General features: G+C 70.4%; 17 protein-coding genes. 4 read left to right on the forward strand and 13 right to left on the reverse strand.

The window, feature by feature from the left end:
• Positions 1 to 2: 2 nt before the first annotated feature.
• The 3 genes from ACFQV6_RS17705 (at position 3) to ACFQV6_RS17715 (ending at position 2679) form a co-directional block, all read left to right on the forward strand.
• Positions 3 to 872, forward strand: a complete 870-nt coding sequence (locus tag ACFQV6_RS17705; protein WP_378028576.1) for an LPXTG cell wall anchor domain-containing protein — start codon at positions 3 to 5, stop codon at positions 870 to 872.
• A 113-nt stretch (positions 873 to 985) separates the two neighbouring features.
• Positions 986 to 1510 carry a SigE family RNA polymerase sigma factor gene (locus tag ACFQV6_RS17710; RefSeq protein WP_378028577.1) on the forward strand — a complete coding sequence of 175 codons (525 nt, stop codon included), beginning with the start codon at positions 986 to 988 and terminating at the stop codon, positions 1508 to 1510.
• On the forward strand, positions 1507 to 2679 hold the full coding sequence (locus tag ACFQV6_RS17715; RefSeq protein ID WP_378028578.1) for a hypothetical protein: 1173 nt from the start codon (positions 1507 to 1509) through the stop codon (positions 2677 to 2679). Before ACFQV6_RS17710 ends, ACFQV6_RS17715 begins: the two co-directional genes overlap by 4 nt.
• A gap of 62 nt (positions 2680 to 2741) precedes the next feature.
• On the opposite strand, the gene ACFQV6_RS17720 is transcribed toward ACFQV6_RS17715, so the two are convergent.
• The 3 genes from ACFQV6_RS17720 to ACFQV6_RS17730 are packed head-to-tail and all read right to left on the reverse strand — an operon-like array spanning position 2742 to position 5419.
• Positions 2742 to 3398 (reverse strand): MOSC domain-containing protein, encoded by a 657-nt coding sequence (locus tag ACFQV6_RS17720; RefSeq protein WP_378028579.1) that lies wholly within the window; start codon positions 3396 to 3398, stop codon positions 2742 to 2744.
• The gene (locus tag ACFQV6_RS17725; protein ID WP_378028580.1) at positions 3395 to 4366 is read right to left on the reverse strand and encodes a GNAT family N-acetyltransferase; all 972 of its coding nucleotides are present in this window, start codon (positions 4364 to 4366) and stop codon (positions 3395 to 3397) included. Before ACFQV6_RS17725 ends, ACFQV6_RS17720 begins: the two co-directional genes overlap by 4 nt.
• A gap of 39 nt (positions 4367 to 4405) precedes the next feature.
• Entirely contained in the window at positions 4406 to 5419 is a 1014-nt protein-coding gene (locus tag ACFQV6_RS17730) for an LLM class flavin-dependent oxidoreductase (protein WP_378028581.1), read from the reverse strand.
• A gap of 176 nt (positions 5420 to 5595) precedes the next feature.
• Here ACFQV6_RS17730 and ACFQV6_RS17735 point away from each other — a divergent pair, with 176 nt between their 5' ends.
• Positions 5596 to 6819 carry an LPXTG cell wall anchor domain-containing protein gene (locus ACFQV6_RS17735; RefSeq protein WP_378028582.1) on the forward strand — a complete coding sequence of 408 codons (1224 nt, stop codon included), beginning with the start codon at positions 5596 to 5598 and terminating at the stop codon, positions 6817 to 6819.
• A 62-nt stretch (positions 6820 to 6881) separates the two neighbouring features.
• Here ACFQV6_RS17735 and ACFQV6_RS17740 read toward each other — a convergent pair whose 3' ends face one another.
• From ACFQV6_RS17740 to ACFQV6_RS17785, 10 genes are all read right to left on the reverse strand, one after another.
• Positions 6882 to 8147 carry an MFS transporter gene (locus ACFQV6_RS17740; RefSeq protein ID WP_378028583.1) on the reverse strand — a complete coding sequence of 422 codons (1266 nt, stop codon included), beginning with the start codon at positions 8145 to 8147 and terminating at the stop codon, positions 6882 to 6884.
• 214 nt (positions 8148 to 8361) lie between these two features.
• On the reverse strand, positions 8362 to 9240 hold the full coding sequence (gene htpX, locus ACFQV6_RS17745; protein WP_378028584.1) for a zinc metalloprotease HtpX: 879 nt from the start codon (positions 9238 to 9240) through the stop codon (positions 8362 to 8364).
• A gap of 86 nt (positions 9241 to 9326) precedes the next feature.
• On the reverse strand, positions 9327 to 11672 hold the full coding sequence (locus ACFQV6_RS17750) for an ATP-binding cassette domain-containing protein (RefSeq protein ID WP_378028585.1): 2346 nt from the start codon (positions 11670 to 11672) through the stop codon (positions 9327 to 9329).
• A gap of 74 nt (positions 11673 to 11746) precedes the next feature.
• The gene (locus ACFQV6_RS17755) at positions 11747 to 12088 is read right to left on the reverse strand and encodes a VOC family protein (RefSeq protein WP_378028586.1); all 342 of its coding nucleotides are present in this window, start codon (positions 12086 to 12088) and stop codon (positions 11747 to 11749) included.
• 68 nt (positions 12089 to 12156) lie between these two features.
• Positions 12157 to 13569, reverse strand: a complete 1413-nt coding sequence (locus tag ACFQV6_RS17760) for an NADH-quinone oxidoreductase subunit N (RefSeq protein ID WP_378028587.1) — start codon at positions 13567 to 13569, stop codon at positions 12157 to 12159.
• Positions 13566 to 15122 (reverse strand): NuoM family protein, encoded by a 1557-nt coding sequence (locus ACFQV6_RS17765; protein WP_378028588.1) that lies wholly within the window; start codon positions 15120 to 15122, stop codon positions 13566 to 13568. The genes ACFQV6_RS17760 and ACFQV6_RS17765 overlap by 4 nt, the downstream gene beginning before the upstream one ends.
• Positions 15119 to 17041, reverse strand: coding sequence for an NADH-quinone oxidoreductase subunit L (locus ACFQV6_RS17770; protein ID WP_378028589.1), 1923 nt, complete (start codon positions 17039 to 17041; stop codon positions 15119 to 15121). The genes ACFQV6_RS17765 and ACFQV6_RS17770 overlap by 4 nt, the downstream gene beginning before the upstream one ends.
• Positions 17038 to 17424: an NADH-quinone oxidoreductase subunit NuoK gene (gene nuoK / locus ACFQV6_RS17775; RefSeq protein WP_378028590.1), complete on the reverse strand. Its 387-nt coding sequence runs from the start codon at positions 17422 to 17424 to the stop codon at positions 17038 to 17040. The genes ACFQV6_RS17770 and nuoK overlap by 4 nt, the downstream gene beginning before the upstream one ends.
• Complete coding sequence (locus ACFQV6_RS17780) at positions 17424 to 18014, reverse strand: NADH-quinone oxidoreductase subunit J (protein WP_378028591.1); 591 nt, start codon at positions 18012 to 18014, stop codon at positions 17424 to 17426. The genes nuoK and ACFQV6_RS17780 overlap by 1 nt, the downstream gene beginning before the upstream one ends.
• Positions 18011 to 18733: a 4Fe-4S binding protein gene (locus ACFQV6_RS17785; RefSeq protein ID WP_378028592.1), complete on the reverse strand. Its 723-nt coding sequence runs from the start codon at positions 18731 to 18733 to the stop codon at positions 18011 to 18013. The genes ACFQV6_RS17780 and ACFQV6_RS17785 overlap by 4 nt, the downstream gene beginning before the upstream one ends.
• Between the last annotated feature and the right edge of the window lie 12 nt (positions 18734 to 18745).

The following is an 18745-nucleotide window of genomic DNA, read 5'->3' on the forward strand; positions in this document are numbered from 1 at the left end:
TTATGCCTACGTTTCGTCCTGTCCTGGCGGTTGCCGCCGCATCCGCCATCGCCGTCCTGACCGTTGCGGCGCCCGCACACGCGGAGAGCGCCGCGCCGTCCATTGTGGCCGACGTTGATCTCGTCTCTGGACCGGACGACCCGGAAGTGGTCGTTCGGCCCGGTGAGGCTCCGCAGATTCCGGTCGAGGTCCGTAACGCCGGGTCGAAGCCGGTGCCGGGAGTGGTGATGGCGCTGGTCACCAAGTGGCGATACCTGCGGGCGGTCGAGACCTACAGCAACTGCTGGTACTGGGCACCGTCGCACGGCAACCTCGACACCTACTACACGGTCTGCGAGTTCGACGGGGAGATCGCGCCGGGCACGACGTACCGCCTCGCTGAGACGCCGTTGCGGCCGCCCCTGCCGACGGACGAGTTCCACACGTTCACCTATGAGCACACGTGGTACACGGCCGACGACGCCGACAAGCTCACCTGGCTGAAGGCGGGCAGCAAGGGTACGGGTGCGCCGTTGCGGCTGACGCCGGCGCCGGGTGCTGCCACTCCCGGCGGGGAGGCCACCGACTCGAACATGGCCAACAACAAGTCTGTCGGACGCGTTCGGGTGGACGGCTCCTCACCGTCGGCATCAGCGTCAGCGTCTGCGTCAGCGTCGCCTTCAGCGTCAGTATCGCCTTCAGCATCTGTGTCAGCCTCGGCACCAGTTTCGCCGGCAGCCACCACCCCGGCGGCCGGTGGCACGGACGGTGGCGGCCTGCCGGTGACCGGCGCCAACGCGGGTGTTCTCGGCGCGGCCGGGGCTGCGCTGCTCGCGGCGGGCTTCGGTCTCTACCTGGCGACCCGGCGCCGCCGCACCTCCTTCACCGCCTGACGTCGCGACACGGGCGCCGTCGCCGGCGCCCGTGTCGTCCCAAAACCAGGAAAGTGATACAACCCGTTCGAGCGAAACCCCGTCTACCTTTCGACAGCGGATCGGGGGACGGGATGGGCGATGAATCGGACCGGGACTATCTGGCGTACGTCAACGGCCGGCTCGGGGTGTTGAGGCGGTTCGCCTATCTGCTGTGCGGTGACAGTCATCAGGCTGATGACCTCGTACAAGAGACGATCACGAAGCTTTATGCGCGGTGGCCGCGGATCGCTCGTGTGGAGAATGTGGACGCCTATGTGCACACGATGATCGTGCGGGCGTTCCTGGACGAGAAGCGGCGCGGATGGTGGCGCGTGGGTCTGTTCGCGTCGGCGCCGGAGCGGGCGGCACCGGCTGAGTCCGGGCTGGAGGAGCGGACGGTCGTCAGAGCCGCGCTCTCGCAGGTTCCGCCACGTCAGCAGGCCGTTCTGGTCCTGCGGTTCCTCTGTGACAAGCCGGTTGCCGAAGTGGCCGACATCCTCGGTTGCTCGCAGGGCACGGTGAAGAGCCAGACGTCGCACGGCCTCGACACGTTGCGCCGCCTTCTCGGTGACCGGATTCCCAGTGCGGCGCACGGCGGCGAAGGAGGCGACCGATGAGGGACGAGGAACTGGGCCGCCTGCTGTTGCGGCCGCTGGACACCGAGCCCGCCGAGCCGAGCCGGATCGACGTGAGTGCGGCGATGCGGGACGGGCGGCGAGGACGATGGTGGCGCAACTGGATGGCCGCCGCCGGGGTGACCGCGGTGATCGCGACGGCGACCACCGGTGGGGTGCTGGCGTTCGGCGGTTCCGATCCGGCTCCGCTGCCCCCGCTGCCACCCGATCCGAATGTGCCGTCCGCGTGCACGTTCGAGGTGCTGCCGATGGGTGAGGAGACGTCGGCCGAGGTCAGGGCCGCCGACCCCAGCGGCACCTATGTGGTGGGCCAAGGAGACCCCTTCTACGAGGGCAAGAACAACCTGATGATGTGGCGCGACGGTGACCTGATCGCGCACGTCCGGCAGACCGGAAAGCCGGTGCTCATGTCGGACGTGAACGGGTCCGGCGTTGCGGTGGGTTCGACTGACGGGTGGCCGACGGTCCCCTACGTCTATCGGGACGAGAAGATCAGCCGGCTGCGCGGCACCGGTCAGGCGATCGCTGTCAACGACGCCGGCATGATCGCCGGTACCGAGGAGACGAGCCGGCGATATGTGCCGCAACGCTGGGCCTCACCGGACGCGGAACCGGAGATCATGAAGATGCCCGCGGGAATCACCAACGGCCGGGTGTGGGACATGGCTGAGGACGGCACCATCCTGGTCTCGGTCAGCGGCTCCATGACCACCAGCGAAGAGCCCTACCTCTGGTACGCCGACGGACGGGTGGAGCGGATCCCCCCGCCGCCGGGCACAACGGATCAGTCCTTCGGGATGACCGCCTTCCACCACGGCTGGATCTACGGCTATTCCTCGGGTTCGGCCAGTTCCGGGGTGTCGGGACCCTACACGTTCGTCCACCGGTACGACCCGGTCAGCCAGACGTGGGAGACGGTGGACGCCGGAGTGCTACCGGCGCAGGTTCCCGGCGCCGGCGGCCCGCTGACCGGCGAGGTGTCGGTCATCGTCGGCAGGGAGATCGTCACGTTGCCGACGGAGCGACGGACCGACGACGACGGTTTCCTGGTGGAATCCATCAGCGGCGACGCACGCATCATGACCGGGACGGTCCTCAGCCTGTCGGCATCGGACATTCCGGCACGGCCGATCCTCTGGCGCTGCGAATAGCTCCGGCCCGGGCCCTCACCGGCGCATCGGAGGACGGTGAGAGCCTGGATTCCGGTCGAAATTCATGGGGTACGGGCGAGACGCTCCTCGATCTCCGCATGCATACCGACCGGCAGCTCCGCCGCTTCCAGAAGGCGGGGCAGCCGCGCCGGGTCGTGCATGTAGATGCCGAACGCCTCGTTGATGGTCAGCTTGTGCGCCGGACGATCGGTCACCTCGACACGGTCTCCGGCGCGCACCTCGCCCGGCACGAGGACACGCAGATAGGCGCCGGTGCGGTTGGCCTCGGCGAAACGCCTGGTCCAGCGCTTCTCGCCCATCCGGTGCTGGAAGGTGGCGCACGGGATGCGGCCGAAGGTGGGCTGGAGCACGAGGGTGTCGCCGACGTGCCAGACCTCGCCGATGACGGCACCGCCGACGTCGACACCCTCGGTTGTCAGGTTCTCGCCGAACAGACCGGGTGCCAGGTCGCGGCCGAGCTGGGCGGCCCACCAGGCGTAATCCTCGATCGCGTACGCGTACACCGCCTGGTCGTCGCCGCCGTGGTGCTTGATGTCGCCGATGAAGTCGCCGATCAGGCCGCTGTGCAGCCCGGTGGTCTTCGGGCCGGGCGCCCGCACGGCCACCGCGTGCTCGACCGGCTGTTTGCCGATGCCGGTCCGGCCCACGCTCTTGGCCGGGTTGTATTCGGACGCGCCGACGTTGAGAGACAGGATCACGAGAACTCCACCACTGCTCGGTCTTCGATCGGCCGGTATCCCAGCCGGGGATAAAGGGCGTTGCTCGTCGGGTTGGCGAGGTCGGTGAAGAGCACCACGTCTGTCGCGCCCGCGTCCAGGGCAGCCCGGCTGGCGGCCGCTGTGGCACCGGCGGCGAAGCCACGGCCGCGGTGCTCGGGAGGGGTGTAGACGAACTGCACACGGACCATGCCGGCCGCGGGGTGCGAGCGGATGGCCATCGAGACCGGCACCCCCTCGTTCTCCCAGAGGGTGACGCCGCCGGACTCCAGGCGCTCGTCGGCGAGGGTCCCGAGGTCGGGCGGCTCCTCGTTGATGAACTCGTGGAAGGCGCGGAGCCAGTCGATCACGAGCGGGCGATCGGCCGCGGTCGCGGACCGGGCGGCGCCCGCGGGCGCCGGGTGCGGCGGGACGAGGGTGTCCAGGCGGAAGAGCCTGGTCCGCATGCCGGGGCGGGCCGTGGTGCCGGTCCGCTCCTGCCAGCCGGCGGCGAACGCGTCGACGTCGGCGGCGGGCAGGTTGGCCCCGGCGACCGCGCGGGCGGCGAGCTGGTTGGCGCCGGCGACCGCGGGGGCGGCGAGCTGGTTGGCCCCGGCGACCGCGGGGGCGGCGAGCTGGTTGGCCCCGGCGACCGCGGGGGCGGCGAGCTGGTTGGCCCCGGCGAGCGAACGGGTGGCGAGAGCCTCCACCGCGGCGGGGACGGCCTCGGGTGGCACCTCGGTGAACATGACCGGGTACGGCGGGGTGTGGATCAGGACACCGCTGATCTGGTCGGCGGGGGTGCTCCACCATCCGAAATACGGCTCGGTTGGGCCGTACGCATGCTGTCCTCGCGACCGCAAGGTCTCGATCAGGGTGAGGAAGACGGTGTGCCGGACCGGCTCGGACCGCAGGAACTCGCCGGTGGTGGCGGCGAAGCGCTCCACATCGGTCGTCAATTCCCAGGCCATCGCATCATCCTGACGGCCAGGGGCATCGGGCGCACTCGATTAAAGGCCCCACACCTTGGCGATCCGGGCCAGGCTCTCCCGGCGGGTGGCCGGGTCGTAGACCGCGCCGGCCAGGATCAACTCGTCGGCGCCGGTCCGCTCGACCAGGGCGTCCAGCCCGGCGACGACCTCTTCGGCGGTGCCCGCGTATTGCGTGCCGGGCAGCGACGCGAGCATCGCCTCGTCAAGCTCGGAGAGCTCGGACTGCGCGGCCGTCTCCGGTGAGACGATCGGGCCGAGACGACCGGTACGCAGGCTGAGCGCCATGATCCGGCTGGGACCGGCCAGGAAATGCGCCTCCTCGGCGGTCTCCGCGGCGATCACCGACGCGCTGACCATGACGTGTGGCCGGGGGCGGCTCGGCGAGGGCTGGAAACCGTCGCGGTAGAGCCGGAGGGCGCCGTCCACGTCCGAGCTCATGGCGAAGTGGTACGCGTAGCAGAATGGCAGGCCCAGCGCGGCCGCCACCTGCGCGCCATAGGTCGAGGAGCCGAGCATCCACACCTCGGGGTAACTCTCCGGCGCGGGCGTGGCCCTCAACCGGGGCGAGGCCGGCACGCGCTCGTCGCCGAGCAGGCTGAGCAGCGTCTGCAGGTGCTCCGGGAACTGCTCGACAGTGAGATAGGGCGAGACCCCCCGCAGCGCCGCGGCGGTGGCCTGGTCGGTGCCGGGTGCCCGCCCGATGCCGAGGTCGATCCGGTCCGGGTAGAGCGCCTCCAGCAGCGCGAACTGCTCGGCCACCACGAACGGCATGTGGTTCGGCAGCATCACGCCGCCGGAGCCGACCCGGATCTGACGGGTGTTCGCCGCGACGGCCCCGATCAGGACCGGCGGGGCGGTGGAGGCGACGGCCGGCATGTTGTGGTGCTCGGCGACCCAGAAACGGGAGTAACCGAGCTCGTCGGCGGTCTTGGCGATCTCGATGGTGCCGCGCAGGGCGTCGGCGCTGCCGTGGCCCTCACGGACCGTGGCCAGGTCGAGGACGGACAGCGGGACACGGTTGGCAGCGCTCACACCCCGACCGTAGCTCGGCAGGCAGGGCTGATCGGGCAGACATCCGCCGTGGCGAGCGTCTCTTCTCCGGATCTTGCGGTGCGGCCGTTCGAGGAATCCGGCCGGTAGGCACGGGACAGCGAAGTGGACGGAGCGTGACTAGGATCCACCGGACCGATCAAGGAGATCAACTTTCAATGCTGCGTTCGTATCGCCGTGCGCTCCTCGCCGCCGGCGTCGCCATGGCGACTGTGCTGCTGACCACCCCGCCTCCGGCCTCCGCCGGCCTGGCCGAGGAGCCCGGATGGACGGTGACCGCCGGTGGGAGTGAGGTCCGTTACCCGCACGTCGAGAGCCTCTACGTCGCGATCAAGCCCGAGACGTGGGACCAGACGCTGCGCGACGTCATCGTCGAGGTGGACGCCTCCGATGCGGCCGCCGTCGATGTCAAGCCCTATGACAAGACCTGCGTGACCAAGGCCAGGGTGATCACCTGTGCGCTCGGTGACCTGACCTTCACGTCCGGCAACCGGCCCGCGTACCGGTATTTCTCCCTCACCGCGAACACCAACACCACCGTGAAGGGCACGGCACGGGTGACGGTGACCGGGCGTGATCAGCCCACGCGGACCAGCACCGTCGCGGTGAATGTGACCGAGCGGGTCGACATCATCAACTCCTACCTGCGGAACTCCGGGCTGGAGATCGAGCCGAACAAGGACTTCCTCGTTCCGGCGGGCTTCGAGGTGGAGGGCCCCAAGGCTGTCCAGGGCATCGTGATGACGCTCTGGGCCGGCCCGCGTCTGCGGTTCCAGCGCGATCTGCCGCCGAACTGTGCGCAGCTGAAGGGCGACGGGGGTTACACCGGGCGACTGACCTGCCTGTTCGACGCCACGCTGGCCGGGGACCGGAAGTACGTCCTGTCGTCGCCGGACTTCCTGACGTTCCAGGTGAACGTTCTGCCGGACGACGAGCCGTACGAGTTCACCGTGCTCTGGGCCACGCCGCGTGACGCCGAGGTGTACTTCAAGGTTCCCCTGCTGGACAAGCTCACCCCGGCAATGGCCCGGGAGAAGGGTGCGCTCGAGCTGGTCGACAAGGCCACCGGCAAGCCGGCTCCGCACGGCACTCTCGGCTATCAGGTCGACGAGGGGCCGGACCTGCCGGCGTACCTGTACGTGCGCCGCAGGAACACCGAGGAACCCGGGAGCCCCAGCCCGTCGGCCACTGCGAGCCCCAGCCCGTCGGGGACTGCCGGCGCCGAGGCCCCGACTGCGGCTCCAGGCGGCGAGGGTGGCGGCGGTCTCCCCGTCACCGGTGCGAACACCACGATGATCGCCGGCGGCGGTGTCGCGCTGGTGCTGCTCGGAGCGCTCGGTTTCCTGGTGGCACGCCGGCGGCGGGCGCGCTTCGAAGCCTGATCCACCGCACGCGTAAAGGCCGGGGTGCGTCTCACACCCCGGCCTTCTACTTGTTCAAGACTTCAGGCCAGCTCGGCGAGGGCCGTGTGGTGGCGCTCCGCGGCGTGCCGGTCGGCGCGGGCCATCGAGCCCTCCGGGATCGCCGCCACGGCGGCGGCGATCAGCAGCACGCCAGCGGCGAAGACGAACGACCAGGGCAGGCCGCCGGGCTGGTCGACGATCACGCCGGCCAGTGCACCGCCGGCCGCGCTGCCGGCGACCGAGACGGTGACCATCCACGTGTACGCCTCGTTCAGCATGCCCGCCGGGGAGATCCGGCCGACCAGGTTGTTCTCCACGGTCAGCGCCGGTGCGATGGTGGCACCGCCGAGAACGAGGGCCATGCCCAGGTAGAGCGGGTTCGGCATGAACGCGAGCACCAGGAAGCTGGCCGACAGTGCTGCCAGGAGCCAGGCGAACTGCCGGGACAGGGCCATGGCCGGGCGCCGGGTGCCGAACCAGATGCCGCCGATCGCGCTGCCGACACCCCACACCCCGAGCAGTACGCCGCCGAGCGCCGCGTCACCGCCGTGCTGGGACGCGTACGCGGGGACGATGACGCCTGCCGCACCGAACGCGACGCCGATGGCGGCGACACAGACGAGCAGCACCGGGAAACCGCCCACCCGCAGCGGGCCGAGTCCCTTGGTGGTCTGCTCGGACGCGTGTTCGCCGCGGTGCCGCATCACCGGCAGGCGGGCGATCCACGCGGTACCGGCGAAAGTCGCCACCGCGGCGCTGATCAGGGCCGCGCCGGGCTCGCCGGTGACCACCATGAACGCCGCCACCAGCATCGGGCCCAGCACGAAGACCAGCTCGAACAGGGAGGTCTCGGCGGCCATCGCGGCGGCGCGGAGTCCGTGCCGCCCGCTGCCGATCGAGGTCATGCCGGTCCAGGCGCGGCGGATCGCCGCGGTCAGCGGAGGGTACGTGGCGCCGGCCGCCGCCGAGGCAATGAAGATCCACTCGATGGCGTCGGCGCCACCCCGGCTCGCGAGCAGCAGGCCACCCAGTGCCAGCGGGTGCAGTACCGCGGTGGCGAGCAGGATGGGTGCCGGGCCGATCCGGTCGGCGAGCCGGCCGGCGACCGGACTCAGGGCCGCGCCGGCCAGGGCGTAGACGCCTCCGGCCAGGCCGGCCGCGGCGTACCGGCCGGTGGCCTGTTCGACGAGCAGGAGCAGGGCGAGCGGGGTCATGCCTATGCCGAGGCGAGCGAGGATGCCGACGATGAGGAGGACCCGGCCGCCCGGCAGTCGCCACACGCCAAGGTATTGACGCAATGCGGTCACGAGGTGCCTCCGGCGGAATTTCGGTAACGAGCGAAACGCCTTTCGAGGCTAACGCCGGGAGCCGGTTCACAGCCCGGAAACATGGGCCGGTGTCACGCGACTCACCATCCCGGCGTCATCGTTGTGTCATCAATGGCGGCTTCTGCCCCCGCTCACGGTGAGTGGCCTGCCGGCGTGGGAACGCACCGGCAGCCGGCAGGCCGACCCCGTTCTCTCAGCGCAGGTGCGGGCCCGTCAACGACGCCTGCTGGTGGAGGCGGCGGATCCGTTCGGCCATCGGCGGGTGGGTGGCGAAGAGCGACGACATCCCACCGCCCCGGAACGGGTTGGCGATCATCAGATGGGCCGTGCTCGTGAGTTGAGCATCCGCCGGGAGGGGCGCCCGCTGCGTACCGTAATGGATTTTCTCCAGGGCACTTGCCAGCGCGAGCGGGTCGCGGGTCAGTGTGGCGCCGGAGGCGTCCGCCTGGAACTCGCGGTTACGGCTGATCGCCAGCTGGATGATCGACGCCGCGAGCGGGCCGAGGATCGCCATGAGCAGCAGGCCGGCCGGGTTGGGGCTGTCCTCGTCGTCCGAGCCGCCGAAGAACGGCAGGAAGATCGCGAGCTGGGCGAGCATCGTGACGATGCCGGCCAAGCCCGCGGCCACGCTGGAGATGAGGATGTCCCGGTTGTAGACGTGGGACAGCTCGTGGCCGATCACGCCGCGCAGCTCACGGACGGTGAGGATGCGGGTGATACCCACGGTCACCGCGACCGCCGCGTGCTCCGGGTTGCGGCCGGTGGCGAACGCGTTGGGCTGCATCGCCGGTGAGACGTAGAGCCGGGGCATCGGCTGCCCGGCATCGGTCGCCAGCTCGCGGACCATCTGGTGCAGCTCGGGGAACTCGGCTTCACTGACCGGCCGGGCGCCCATCGCCCGCAGTGCGATCCTGTCGGAGTAGAAGTAGCTGACGGCGTTCGTCGCCAGCGAGATGAACACGGCGATGATCAGGCCGCCGCTGCCTCCCAGCCAGTAGCCCACGGCCAGGATGAGACTCGTGAGCAGGCCCAGCAGAGCGGCCGTTTTGAGGCCGTTGTGTTGACCGGACAACGTTCACTCCTTCGACTTGCGGGCTTGTGGCCCGCATTCAAAGGAACACTGATCACCTATGTGTTCATCCGGTAGCGCGCTGTGAGTTAGCTGGGGGCCACGTACGCGGCGAGGTGACGTCCGGTGAGGGTGGACTCGGCCGCCACGAGGTCGGCCGGGGTGCCCTCGAAGACGATCCGGCCGCCGTCGTGACCGGCGCCGGGACCGAGGTCGATGATCCAGTCGGCGTGCGCCATGACCGCCTGGTGGTGCTCGACGACGATCACCGACTTGCCGGCGTCGACGAGCCGGTCCATCAAGCCGAGCAGCTGCTCCACGTCGGCGAGGTGCAGGCCGGTGGTCGGCTCGTCGAGGACGTAGATCCCGCCCTTCTCCCCCATGTGGGTGGCCAGTTTCAGCCGCTGCCGCTCCCCGCCGGAGAGCGTGGTGAGCGGCTGGCCGATGCGCAGATAGCCCAGGCCCACGTCCGCCAGGTTCTTCAGGATCCGGTGGGCCGCCGGGATGCCCGCCTCGCCCGCCCGGAAGAACTCCTCCGCCTCGGCCACCGACATCGCCAGGACCTCGCTGATGTCGAGGCCGCCCAGGTGGTACTCCAGCACGGAGGCCTCGAACCGCTTGCCCTCGCACACCTCGCACGGTGTCGCGACCCCACCCATGATCGCCAGGTCGGTGTAGATGACGCCGTTGCCGTTGCAGTTCGGGCAGGCCCCCTCGGAGTTGGCGCTGAACAGCGCCGGTTTCACGCCGTTGGCCTTGGCGAACGCCTTGCGGATCGGCTCGAGCATCCCGGTGTAGGTCGCCGGGTTGCTGCGCCGGGAACCACGGATCCCGGTCTGGTCGATGGAGACCACGCCGGCGCCGCCCGGGATGGAGCCGTGCACCAGCGAGCTCTTGCCGGAGCCGGCGACGCCGGTCACCACGACCAGGACACCGAGCGGTACGTCCACGTCGACGTCACGCAGGTTGTGCATGGCGGCGCCGCGGATCTCCAGCTTTCCGGTGGGGGTGCGTACCGATTTCTTGACCGATGCCCGGTCGTCGAGGTGACGCCCGGTCAGGGTGCCGCTGGACCGGAGGCCCTCGACGGTTCCCTCGAAGCAGATGGTGCCGCCCGCCGTACCGGCGCCGGGGCCCAGGTCGACCACCCGGTCGGCGATCGCGATGGCCTCCGGCTTGTGCTCCACCACGAGGACCGTGTTGCCCTTGTCCCGCAGGCGCAGCAGCAGGTCGTTCATCCGCTGGATGTCGTGCGGGTGCAGGCCGATGGTGGGTTCGTCGAAGACGTACGTCACGTCGGTGAGCGCCGAACCGAGGTGCCGGATCATCTTGGTGCGCTGCGCCTCCCCGCCGGACAGGGTGCCGGCGGGCCGGTCCAGCGAGAGGTAGCCGAGGCCGATCTCGACGAACGAGTCGAGGGTGTGGCGCAGCTTGGCCAGCAGCGGGGCCACCGACGGCTCGTTGACGTCGCCCACCCACGTGGCAAGGTCGCTGATCTGCATGGCGCAGGCGTCGGCGATGCTGATCCCGTTGATCTTCGATGAGCGGGCGGCCTCGGTGAGCCGGGTGCCGTCGCAGTCGGGGCAGACGGTGAAGGTCACCACCCGCTCCACGAACGCGCGGATGTGCGGCTGCATCGCGTCGACGTCCTTGGCGAGCATCGACTTCTGGATCGCGGGGATGAGCCCGGTGTAGGTCAGGTTGATGCCCTCGACCTTGATCTTGGTGGGCTCCTTGTACAGCAGGTCGTGCATTTCCTTCTTGGTGAACTTGCCGATCGGCTTGTCCGGGTCGAAGTAACCGCAGCCGCGGAAGATCCGGCCGAACCAGCCCTCCATGCTGTAACCGGGGATGGTCAGCGCGCCCTCGTTGAGGGACTTCGTGTCGTCGTACAGGGCGGTCAGGTCGAAGTCGTTGACCTTGCCGCGGCCCTCGCAGCGCGGGCACATGCCGCCGGTGATGCTGAAGCTGCGCCGCTCCTTGGTGGTGTTGCCGCCCTTGGTGAGTGTCACCGCGCCCGCACCGGAGATCGAGGCGACGTTGAAGGAGAACGCCTGCGGTGAGCCGATGTGCGGCTGCCCGAGCCGGCTGAACAGGATCCGCAGCATGGCGTTGGCGTCGGTGGCGGTGCCGACTGTGGAACGCGGGTCGGAGCCCATCCGCTCCTGGTCGACGATGATCGCCGTGGTCAGCCCCTCCAGGATGTCGACGTCGGGCCGCGCCATCGACGGCATGAAGCCCTGCACGAAGGTGCTGTACGTCTCGTTGATCAGCCGCTGCGACTCCGCCGCGATCGTGCCGAACACCAGCGAGCTCTTGCCCGAGCCGGAGACACCGGTGAAGACCGTGAGCTGATGCTTCGGAATCTCGACGCTGACGTCCTTCAGGTTGTTCACCCGGGCGCCGTGCACGCGGATCGCGTCGGCCTTGCTCATGGTGTCTCCATCCGTCAGGCGGTGCGGCAGGAAGGCTGGTGCGGCGGCAGAAAAGGCGGGTCCGGCAGGAAAGATTAGTCCTGAATCAGCCCCAGCACGTTCCCATCGGGATCGGTGAATGTCGCGACGAGCCGGCTGCCACCCACGTTCTTCGGCGCCGCCTGCACGGTGGCGCCCGCCGCGGTCACCTCGGCGAGCTTCGCCTCGATGTCGGTCACGTGCCAGTAGGCGACCACGGACTCCGCGGCCTGCGGCCCCTTCGGCACGAGGCCGATGTGCTGGCCCTCGGCGTCGAACCCGACGTAGTAGGCCGAGTCGGCCGACGGCTCCACGCCGAGCAGTGCGGCGTACACCTTCTTGCTCTTCTCCAGATCGGCGACCGGGTGGAGGACTGTCTTGATTCCCTGAGTTGTCATGACAGCCACGCTAAGGGTGCGGCGCCCCGCTGCGCTTCTCGATTCCTGATGGCCTATGAAAGGGCTGCCTATGAAAGGGCGTCGAACAGAACCTGCGGCGCGAAGCCCAGGACGACGGCCACCGCCACACCGGCGAACACGGCAACCACGACCGGCCTGGCCACCGGGAGAGCCGAGCGAGCATGGCCGCTGTAGAGGATCGCGGCCACCCGGACGTAGTACGCGAGCGCGATCACCGCGTTGATCACCACGACCGCGGCCAGCCAGGTCCACCTCGCGTCGACAAGGACACCGACCACCGACAGCTTGGCGAAGAGGCCGGCCAGTCCCGGCGGAAGCCCGGCCAGACCGGCGAGGGCGAGCACGAGCGCGGCGCCCAGCCCGCGGGACTCGCGGCCGGCACCCCGGTAGTCCTCGATCGCGCCGCCGTCGGCTCCGGGCGCCCGCAGCGCCACCACCACGCCGAACGCCACGAACTCCAGGACGACGAAGAAGACGGCGTACGCGAGGGCGGCCAGCACCCCGATCTCGCCCAGCGCCAGGGCGGCCAGGATGTAACCGGCCTGGGCGATCGAGGACCAGGCGAGCAACCGCACCATGCGGGTCTGCCGGAGCGCCACCAGGTTGCCGACGGTCATCGTGAGCACGGCGAGGGCCGCGACCACCACACCGGCGTCGAGGCGGGAGACCACAGCGGCCAGGGCGAGCACGCCGCCGAGCTTGGAGGCGGTCGAGAGGTACGCCGCGACCGGCACCGGCGCGCCGTCGTAGGTGGCGGGCGCCCAAGCGTGCAGCGGCACCGCGGCGACCTTGAAGGCGAGCCCGATCACCAGCAACGCCACACCGACCCCGGCCAGCTTCTCCAGCGGCCCGGACCCCGCGGTCAGCAGGTCCAGGTGGACCCCGCCGGTCGCCGCGTAGTTGAGCGCGACGCCGAGCAGGGCGATCGCCGTGGACACCACGCTGATCAGGAAGAACGTCACCGAGGCCGAGGCCGCGCCGGTGGTCACCCGCTCGCCGGGCGCGAACCGGCGCAGGCCGGCCAGCACGTAGAGCGGCAGGGTGAGGGTCTCCAGGCCGACGATCAGGGTGATCAGGTCACCCGCGTAGCCGACCACCACGCCGCCGGTCATCGAGCAGGCCAGCAGGAAGCAGAACTCGCCCGCCGGGGCGATTCCGAGCCGCAGCGCCGGCACCGACAGCGCGAGCACACCGGCGGTCAGCCCGGCGAAGAGCACCGCTGCCACGGCGGCGGGCCAGGTCGGCACCCACGAACAGGCTCCTGCGGTGGTGCAGAACGTCCCGGCGGTGTCGGCGGTGACCAGGGCGCAGACGGCGGTGGCCGCCGCACCCAGCATCGTCGCGCCGATCACGGCGGCGCGCCTGGCCACGAACAGGTCGGCGAGCAGGGCGAGGATCGCGGTGCCCGCCGCGGCGTAGAGCGGGAGCAGCGCGAAGTGGTCGATCTGCTGACTGCTCACGGTGCACCCACCAGAAGTCCGGTGATCGGCTCGGAAGTGTTCGCCAGCACCAGCACCGGTGCCAGGCCGACGGCGAGCGTGAGCAGGATCAGCGGCGCCCAGGCGAACCACTCGGCGGTGGCGATCGCCGGGCGCACCTGGTGCATTGCGGGGGTGGCCGGGCCGTGCGTGAGCCGGCGCAGCAGGCGCAGGAAGTAGGCAGCGGTGAGCGCACCGCCGATGGCGGCGAGGACCGCGAGGGTCAACCAGTAGGGACCGCCCGCCTGGACGGCGGCGACGACGGCGAACGCCTCACCCCAGAAACCGGCGAGGCCGGGGAGTCCGAGCGAGGCGACGGCGGCGAACCCGAGCAGGCCGGCCAGCCGCGGCGCGGTCTCCCGCAGGCCGCTGAGCTGGTTGAATGAGCCGGTGCCGGCCCGGTCCTTGATCGTGCCGGCCAGGAAGAAGAGCAGGCCGGTGATCAGGCCGTGTGCGACGTTGCCGATCAGGGCCGCCTGGATGCCGGTCGTGGTGAACGTGGCGATGCCGAGCAGCACGAAACCCATGTGCCCGACGCTGGAGTAGGCGATCAGGCGTTTCAGGTCGTGCTGGCGCAGGCAGATCAGCGCGCCGAAGATGATCGCGAGCACGGCGAACAGCCCGAGGACCGGGCCGGCCGACTCGGCGGCGTCCGGTGCCACACCGATGCCGACGCGGATCAGGCCGTAGGTGCCCATCTTCAGCAGCACCCCGGCCAGGATCACCGAGCCGACCGTCGGCGCCTCGGTGTGCGCGTCCGGCAGCCAGGTGTGCAGCGGCCAGAGCGGGGCCTTCACCGCGAAGGCCAGCAGCAGCAGCGTGAACGCGACCGTCTGGGTGGTGCGGCCGAGCGGATCGGCGCCGGTGAGGACCATCAGGTCGCCGGTGCCCGCCTCGGCGACCACGGTGACCACGCCGAGCAGCAGCAGCACCGAGCCGGCGAGCGTGTAGAGGACGAACTTGCGGGCGGCCGCCCGTCGCTCCGGTCCGCCCCAGCCCGCGATCACCGCGTACATCGGGAGGAGGACCACTTCGAACATGACGAAGAAGAGGATCAGGTCCAGGGCGAGGAAGGTGCCCAGCACGCCGACCTCGAGAACCAGGAGCAGCGCGGCCAGGCCACGACCGGAGCCACCCTGCGGGACTTTCTTGATCGTGTACGCACAACAGAGCACCGTCAGCAACCCGGTCAGGACGATCAACGGGTACGAGATCCCGTCCACACCGAGGTGGAACTCCAGCCCCAGCGCCGGGACCCACGGCACGCTCACGTTCGCCCAGGGAGTGATCCCCGGCGGACCGTCCCCCACGCTGTACGCGAACCAGCCGAAGCCGCCCGGCGCCGCCACCGTGGTCAGCGGCAGAGCCAGCGTGATCAGGAAGGTGACCGCCGCGAAGATCGTGGCGATCACCCGTGCCCGCCGGTCCTCACGAGCCGGCATCAGCGCCACGACCGCCGCACCCACTGCCGGAACAAGCAGCAGAGCCACGAGCAAGAACGCCGGAAGATCGCCCGCAGTGGTCGTATAGCTCATGCCAGTGCCCCCAGCCATGCGACGACACCGAGGAGCAGCGCACCGGAACAGACCAGGACCGCCGCGACCGGCAGCGCCACCCGGTGCCCGGCGTTGAGCAGCCCGCCGACGAACGTGGTCGCCGTCCCGGTGCCTCGCACCGCGCCGTCCACCACCCGCTCGTCCGCGACGGTGATCCACTTCGCCAGCGCGCGCACCGGCACCACCACGAGCCGGTGCTGCACGTCGTCGAGGCGGAAGCCGGCGGCCAGGAACGGCCGGGCCCGGCCCAGCGCCGCCGCGGGATCGACACCGGGCACCGCCCGCCAGAGCCACCACGCCGTGCCGGCGCCTGCGACGAGCAGCAGCATCGGCAGCGCGACGGCGACACCCAGGTGCGGGTCCTCGAGTTCCAGGGCGGTCCGGAAGCCGGGCGCGAAGGCGGCGAGGCCGAGCAGCGCGGACGGCACCGCCAGCAGCAGCAGCGGCATCAGCATCGGGACCGGCGGGTCGTGCGGTGCGGCCGGCCGCCGGTAGCGGGCGTCGTCGAAGCCGACCTCCCAGTCCGGGCCGTCCGGTCCGGGTGCGCGGGAGACCCCGAAGAACGTGCGCAGGAGCAGGCGTGTCGCGTACCACGCGGTGACGCCGACCGCGAGCAGCGCGGCCAGCCAGACCACCCACCCGGCCCAGGCCGGTACGGTCTCCCCGCCCTCGGTGGCGTGCGCGGCGGCGGTCAGCACGTTCTCCTTCGACCAGAAGCCGGAGAGCGGCGGCAGCCCGGCGAGCGCACCGAGGCCGATCATGAACGACCAGAACGTGACGGGCATGTGCTCGCGCAGGCCACCCATCCGGGACAGGGAGTTGGTGCCGACCGCGTGGATCACCGCACCGGCGGCCAGGAACAGCAGCGCCTTGAACGCGGCGTGGGTGAGCAGGTGGAACAGCGCCGCGGCGGGCGCACCGACGGCGAGCGCACCGGTCATGTAGCCGATCTGCGAGACCGTTGACCAGGCCAGCACCCGTTTGAGGTCGTCCTGGGCGGTCGCGGAGAAGGCGCCGATCAGGATCGTGATCGCGGCCATCACACCGAGGACGGCGAGCGCGGCCGGGGACTTCTCGAAGAGCGGGTAGGTGCGGAACACGACATAGACACCGGCCGCGACCATCGTCGCCGCGTGGATCAGGGCCGAGATCGGCGTCGGGCCGGCCATCGCGTCCGGCAGCCAGGTGTGCAGCGGGAACTGCGCGCTCTTACCGGCCACGCCGGCCAGGAGCAGCAACAACGCCGCGGTCAGCGTGCCGGAGTCGTAGGAGTGGGCCAGGACCTCGGAGATCCGCGACGTGCCGGCGTCCACGATCAGCAGCGCGATGCCCAGCAGGAAGCCGACGTCACCCACCCGGGTGACCAGGAAGGCCTTCACCGCGGCGGCCGGCGCCTCCGGCAGTCGCCGATCATGGCCGATCAGCAGGTAGGAGCAGGCACCCATCACCTCCCAGCCGATCAGCAGCCCGATCAGGTCGCCGGAGACCACCACCAGCAGCATCGCGCCGGTGAAGAGGCTGACCTGGGCGGCATAGGGCGCATAGCGCGGATCATCGTGGAGGTAGGTGACCGAGTAGACCTGCACGCATAGAGCGACGACGGTCACTGCCAGCGCGACGTAGAGGGCAGCCGTGCCCGCGGAGAAGGTGAGCGTCAGATCGATCGGCCCGATGCTCACCCACGGTGCGCTCGCTTCGAGCGCACTCCCCCTGTCGTTCACGAGCGTGAGCAGCACGATCGTGTCGATCAGGGCGAAGGCAGCACCGAAGATGCCGAGACCGGCGGCCACTCTGCGTCGTGGACCGGCACCGTCGCCTGGCGGCAGCAGCAGACCGGCAAGACCAAGAAGCAGCGGTACGCAGGGAAGCAGCGCCCCCACGACTCCGACACCGCTCATTCGCGCACCCCGGTTTCGGCCAGGGGCACCTCGCCGGTGTGGGCAAAGGGCATCTCGCCGGTGTCGGCCAGGTGTACCTCGTCGATCGCGACGATCCGGCGCACCCGGTAGAACTGCAGCACGATGGCCAGCCCGACACCCACCTCGGCGGCGGCCAGCACGATCACGAAGAGCGCGAAGACGCCCCCGGTACCGGGGTGAGAGGTGACCCCGGTGAGGGCTGCCCGCAGCGACACGTCAGCGGTGATCAGGATCAGGTTGACCGCGTTGAGCATCAGCTCGACGGCCATCAGGACCAGGATCGCGTTGCGCCGCCGCAGGACGCCGTAGACACCCAGGGCGAACAGCAGCGCACCCACCACGTACGGGATGACGACGTGCATCAGGCCGGCACCTCGTCCTGCTCGGTGTTTCCCTCGGCGGCGTCCGCGGGATCGTCCCCGATCTCGTCCCGGGTCTCTTCCGCTGGGGCCGGCCGGGCACCCAGGTCGGGGCGGGACAGGATGATGGCACCGACCAGCGCGGAGAGCAGCAGGATCGAGAGCACCTCGAAGGGCAGCACCCAGGCGCCGAAGATCTGTTCACCGAGCCGCTCGGCGGTGCCGGGCTCGGGGTCGGGCAGGCGCGTCCAGCGGAAGGCGTCGGCGAACAGGGCGGTCAGGCCGAGGCCGACACCCGCGCCGATCACGGCGGCGGGCAGGGCTGGGCGGTCCAGGTCGGTGGAGGGGCCGATCGGTGCCCGGGTCAGCATCACCGCGAAGAGCAACAGCACGACGACGGCGCCGACATAGACGAGGACCTGCACCCAGGCGACCAGCTCGGCACCGAGGACCAGGTAGAGGCCGGCGATCGCGCCGAGGCTGACCACCAGGTAGAGGCCGGAGCGGACCAGGTGGGAGCTGGTGACGACGAGCGCGCCGGAGCCGACCGCCACCGCGCCGAGAGCCAGCAGCAGCACGTCCGCGACCGTCACTGCTCCGGCTCCGGCTGCGCGGGCGGACCCTCGGCCTGCGGGGACTCGGCGGGCGGAGTCTGAGCCGGCGGAGTCTGCGCGGGCGGAGTCTGCGCGGGCGGAGTTTGAGCGGGCGGAGTTTGAGCCGGCGGACTTTGGGCGGGCTTTGGGCGTACCGCTGCTGGTCTTGCGGTCTTGGCGGCAGTGGCCGCGCCCGGGCCCGCTGCCTTGCGCGCCGCCGTGGCCTCCTCCTTGGAAGGCTCGCCAAGCACGTCGTGGGCCGGCGGCGGAGGCACGGTGCGCATCCAATCGCCCAGCCGGGTCTTGTCGTGCAGCAGCGAGAGGACGTCGGTCTCGGCGTATTCGAATTCGGGCGTCCAGTGCAGCGCGCCGAACGGGCAGACCTCGATGCAGATCCCGCAGTACATGCAGAGGGAGAAATCGATGTCGAAACGGTCGAGGACGTTGCGCTGACGGGCGCGCGCGGCGCCCGGGACGACGACCTCCTCCTTGTGCGAGTCGATGTAGATGCACCAGTCGGGACACTCGCGGGCGCACAGCATGCAGACCGTGCAGTTCTCCTCGAGCAGCGCGATCACACCGCGCGAGCGTGGTGGGAGATCCGGTTCGACGTCCGGGTACTGCTGGGTGGTGGACCGCCGCGTCATCGTCTTGAACGTGACGGCGAGACCGTCGAGCAGGCCCTTGCCGGGCGCGATGCGGTCGTCGTTCTCAGTCACAGGTTCACATCC

This window comes from Actinoplanes sp. GCM10030250, from assembly GCF_042666575.1.
Taxonomy (GTDB): Bacteria; Actinomycetota; Actinomycetes; order Mycobacteriales; family Micromonosporaceae; genus Actinoplanes.

What these genes read in the sequence shown, in the direction of transcription:
- ACFQV6_RS17705 (WP_378028576.1), top strand. Translation starts at nt 3, where the DNA reads ATGCCTACGTTTCGTCCTGTCCTGGCGGTTGCCGCCGCATCCGCCATC.
- ACFQV6_RS17710 (WP_378028577.1), top strand. Translation starts at nt 986, where the DNA reads ATGGGCGATGAATCGGACCGGGACTATCTGGCGTACGTCAACGGCCGG.
- ACFQV6_RS17715 (WP_378028578.1), top strand. Translation starts at nt 1,507, where the DNA reads ATGAGGGACGAGGAACTGGGCCGCCTGCTGTTGCGGCCGCTGGACACC.
- ACFQV6_RS17725 (WP_378028580.1), bottom strand. Translation starts at nt 4,366, where the DNA reads ATGGCCTGGGAATTGACGACCGATGTGGAGCGCTTCGCCGCCACCACC.
- ACFQV6_RS17735 (WP_378028582.1), top strand. Translation starts at nt 5,596, where the DNA reads ATGCTGCGTTCGTATCGCCGTGCGCTCCTCGCCGCCGGCGTCGCCATG.
- ACFQV6_RS17750 (WP_378028585.1), bottom strand. Translation starts at nt 11,672, where the DNA reads ATGAGCAAGGCCGACGCGATCCGCGTGCACGGCGCCCGGGTGAACAAC.
- ACFQV6_RS17755 (WP_378028586.1), bottom strand. Translation starts at nt 12,088, where the DNA reads ATGACAACTCAGGGAATCAAGACAGTCCTCCACCCGGTCGCCGATCTG.
- ACFQV6_RS17765 (WP_378028588.1), bottom strand. Translation starts at nt 15,122, where the DNA reads ATGAGCTATACGACCACTGCGGGCGATCTTCCGGCGTTCTTGCTCGTG.
- ACFQV6_RS17770 (WP_378028589.1), bottom strand. Translation starts at nt 17,041, where the DNA reads ATGAGCGGTGTCGGAGTCGTGGGGGCGCTGCTTCCCTGCGTACCGCTG.
- nuoK (WP_378028590.1), bottom strand. Translation starts at nt 17,424, where the DNA reads ATGCACGTCGTCATCCCGTACGTGGTGGGTGCGCTGCTGTTCGCCCTG.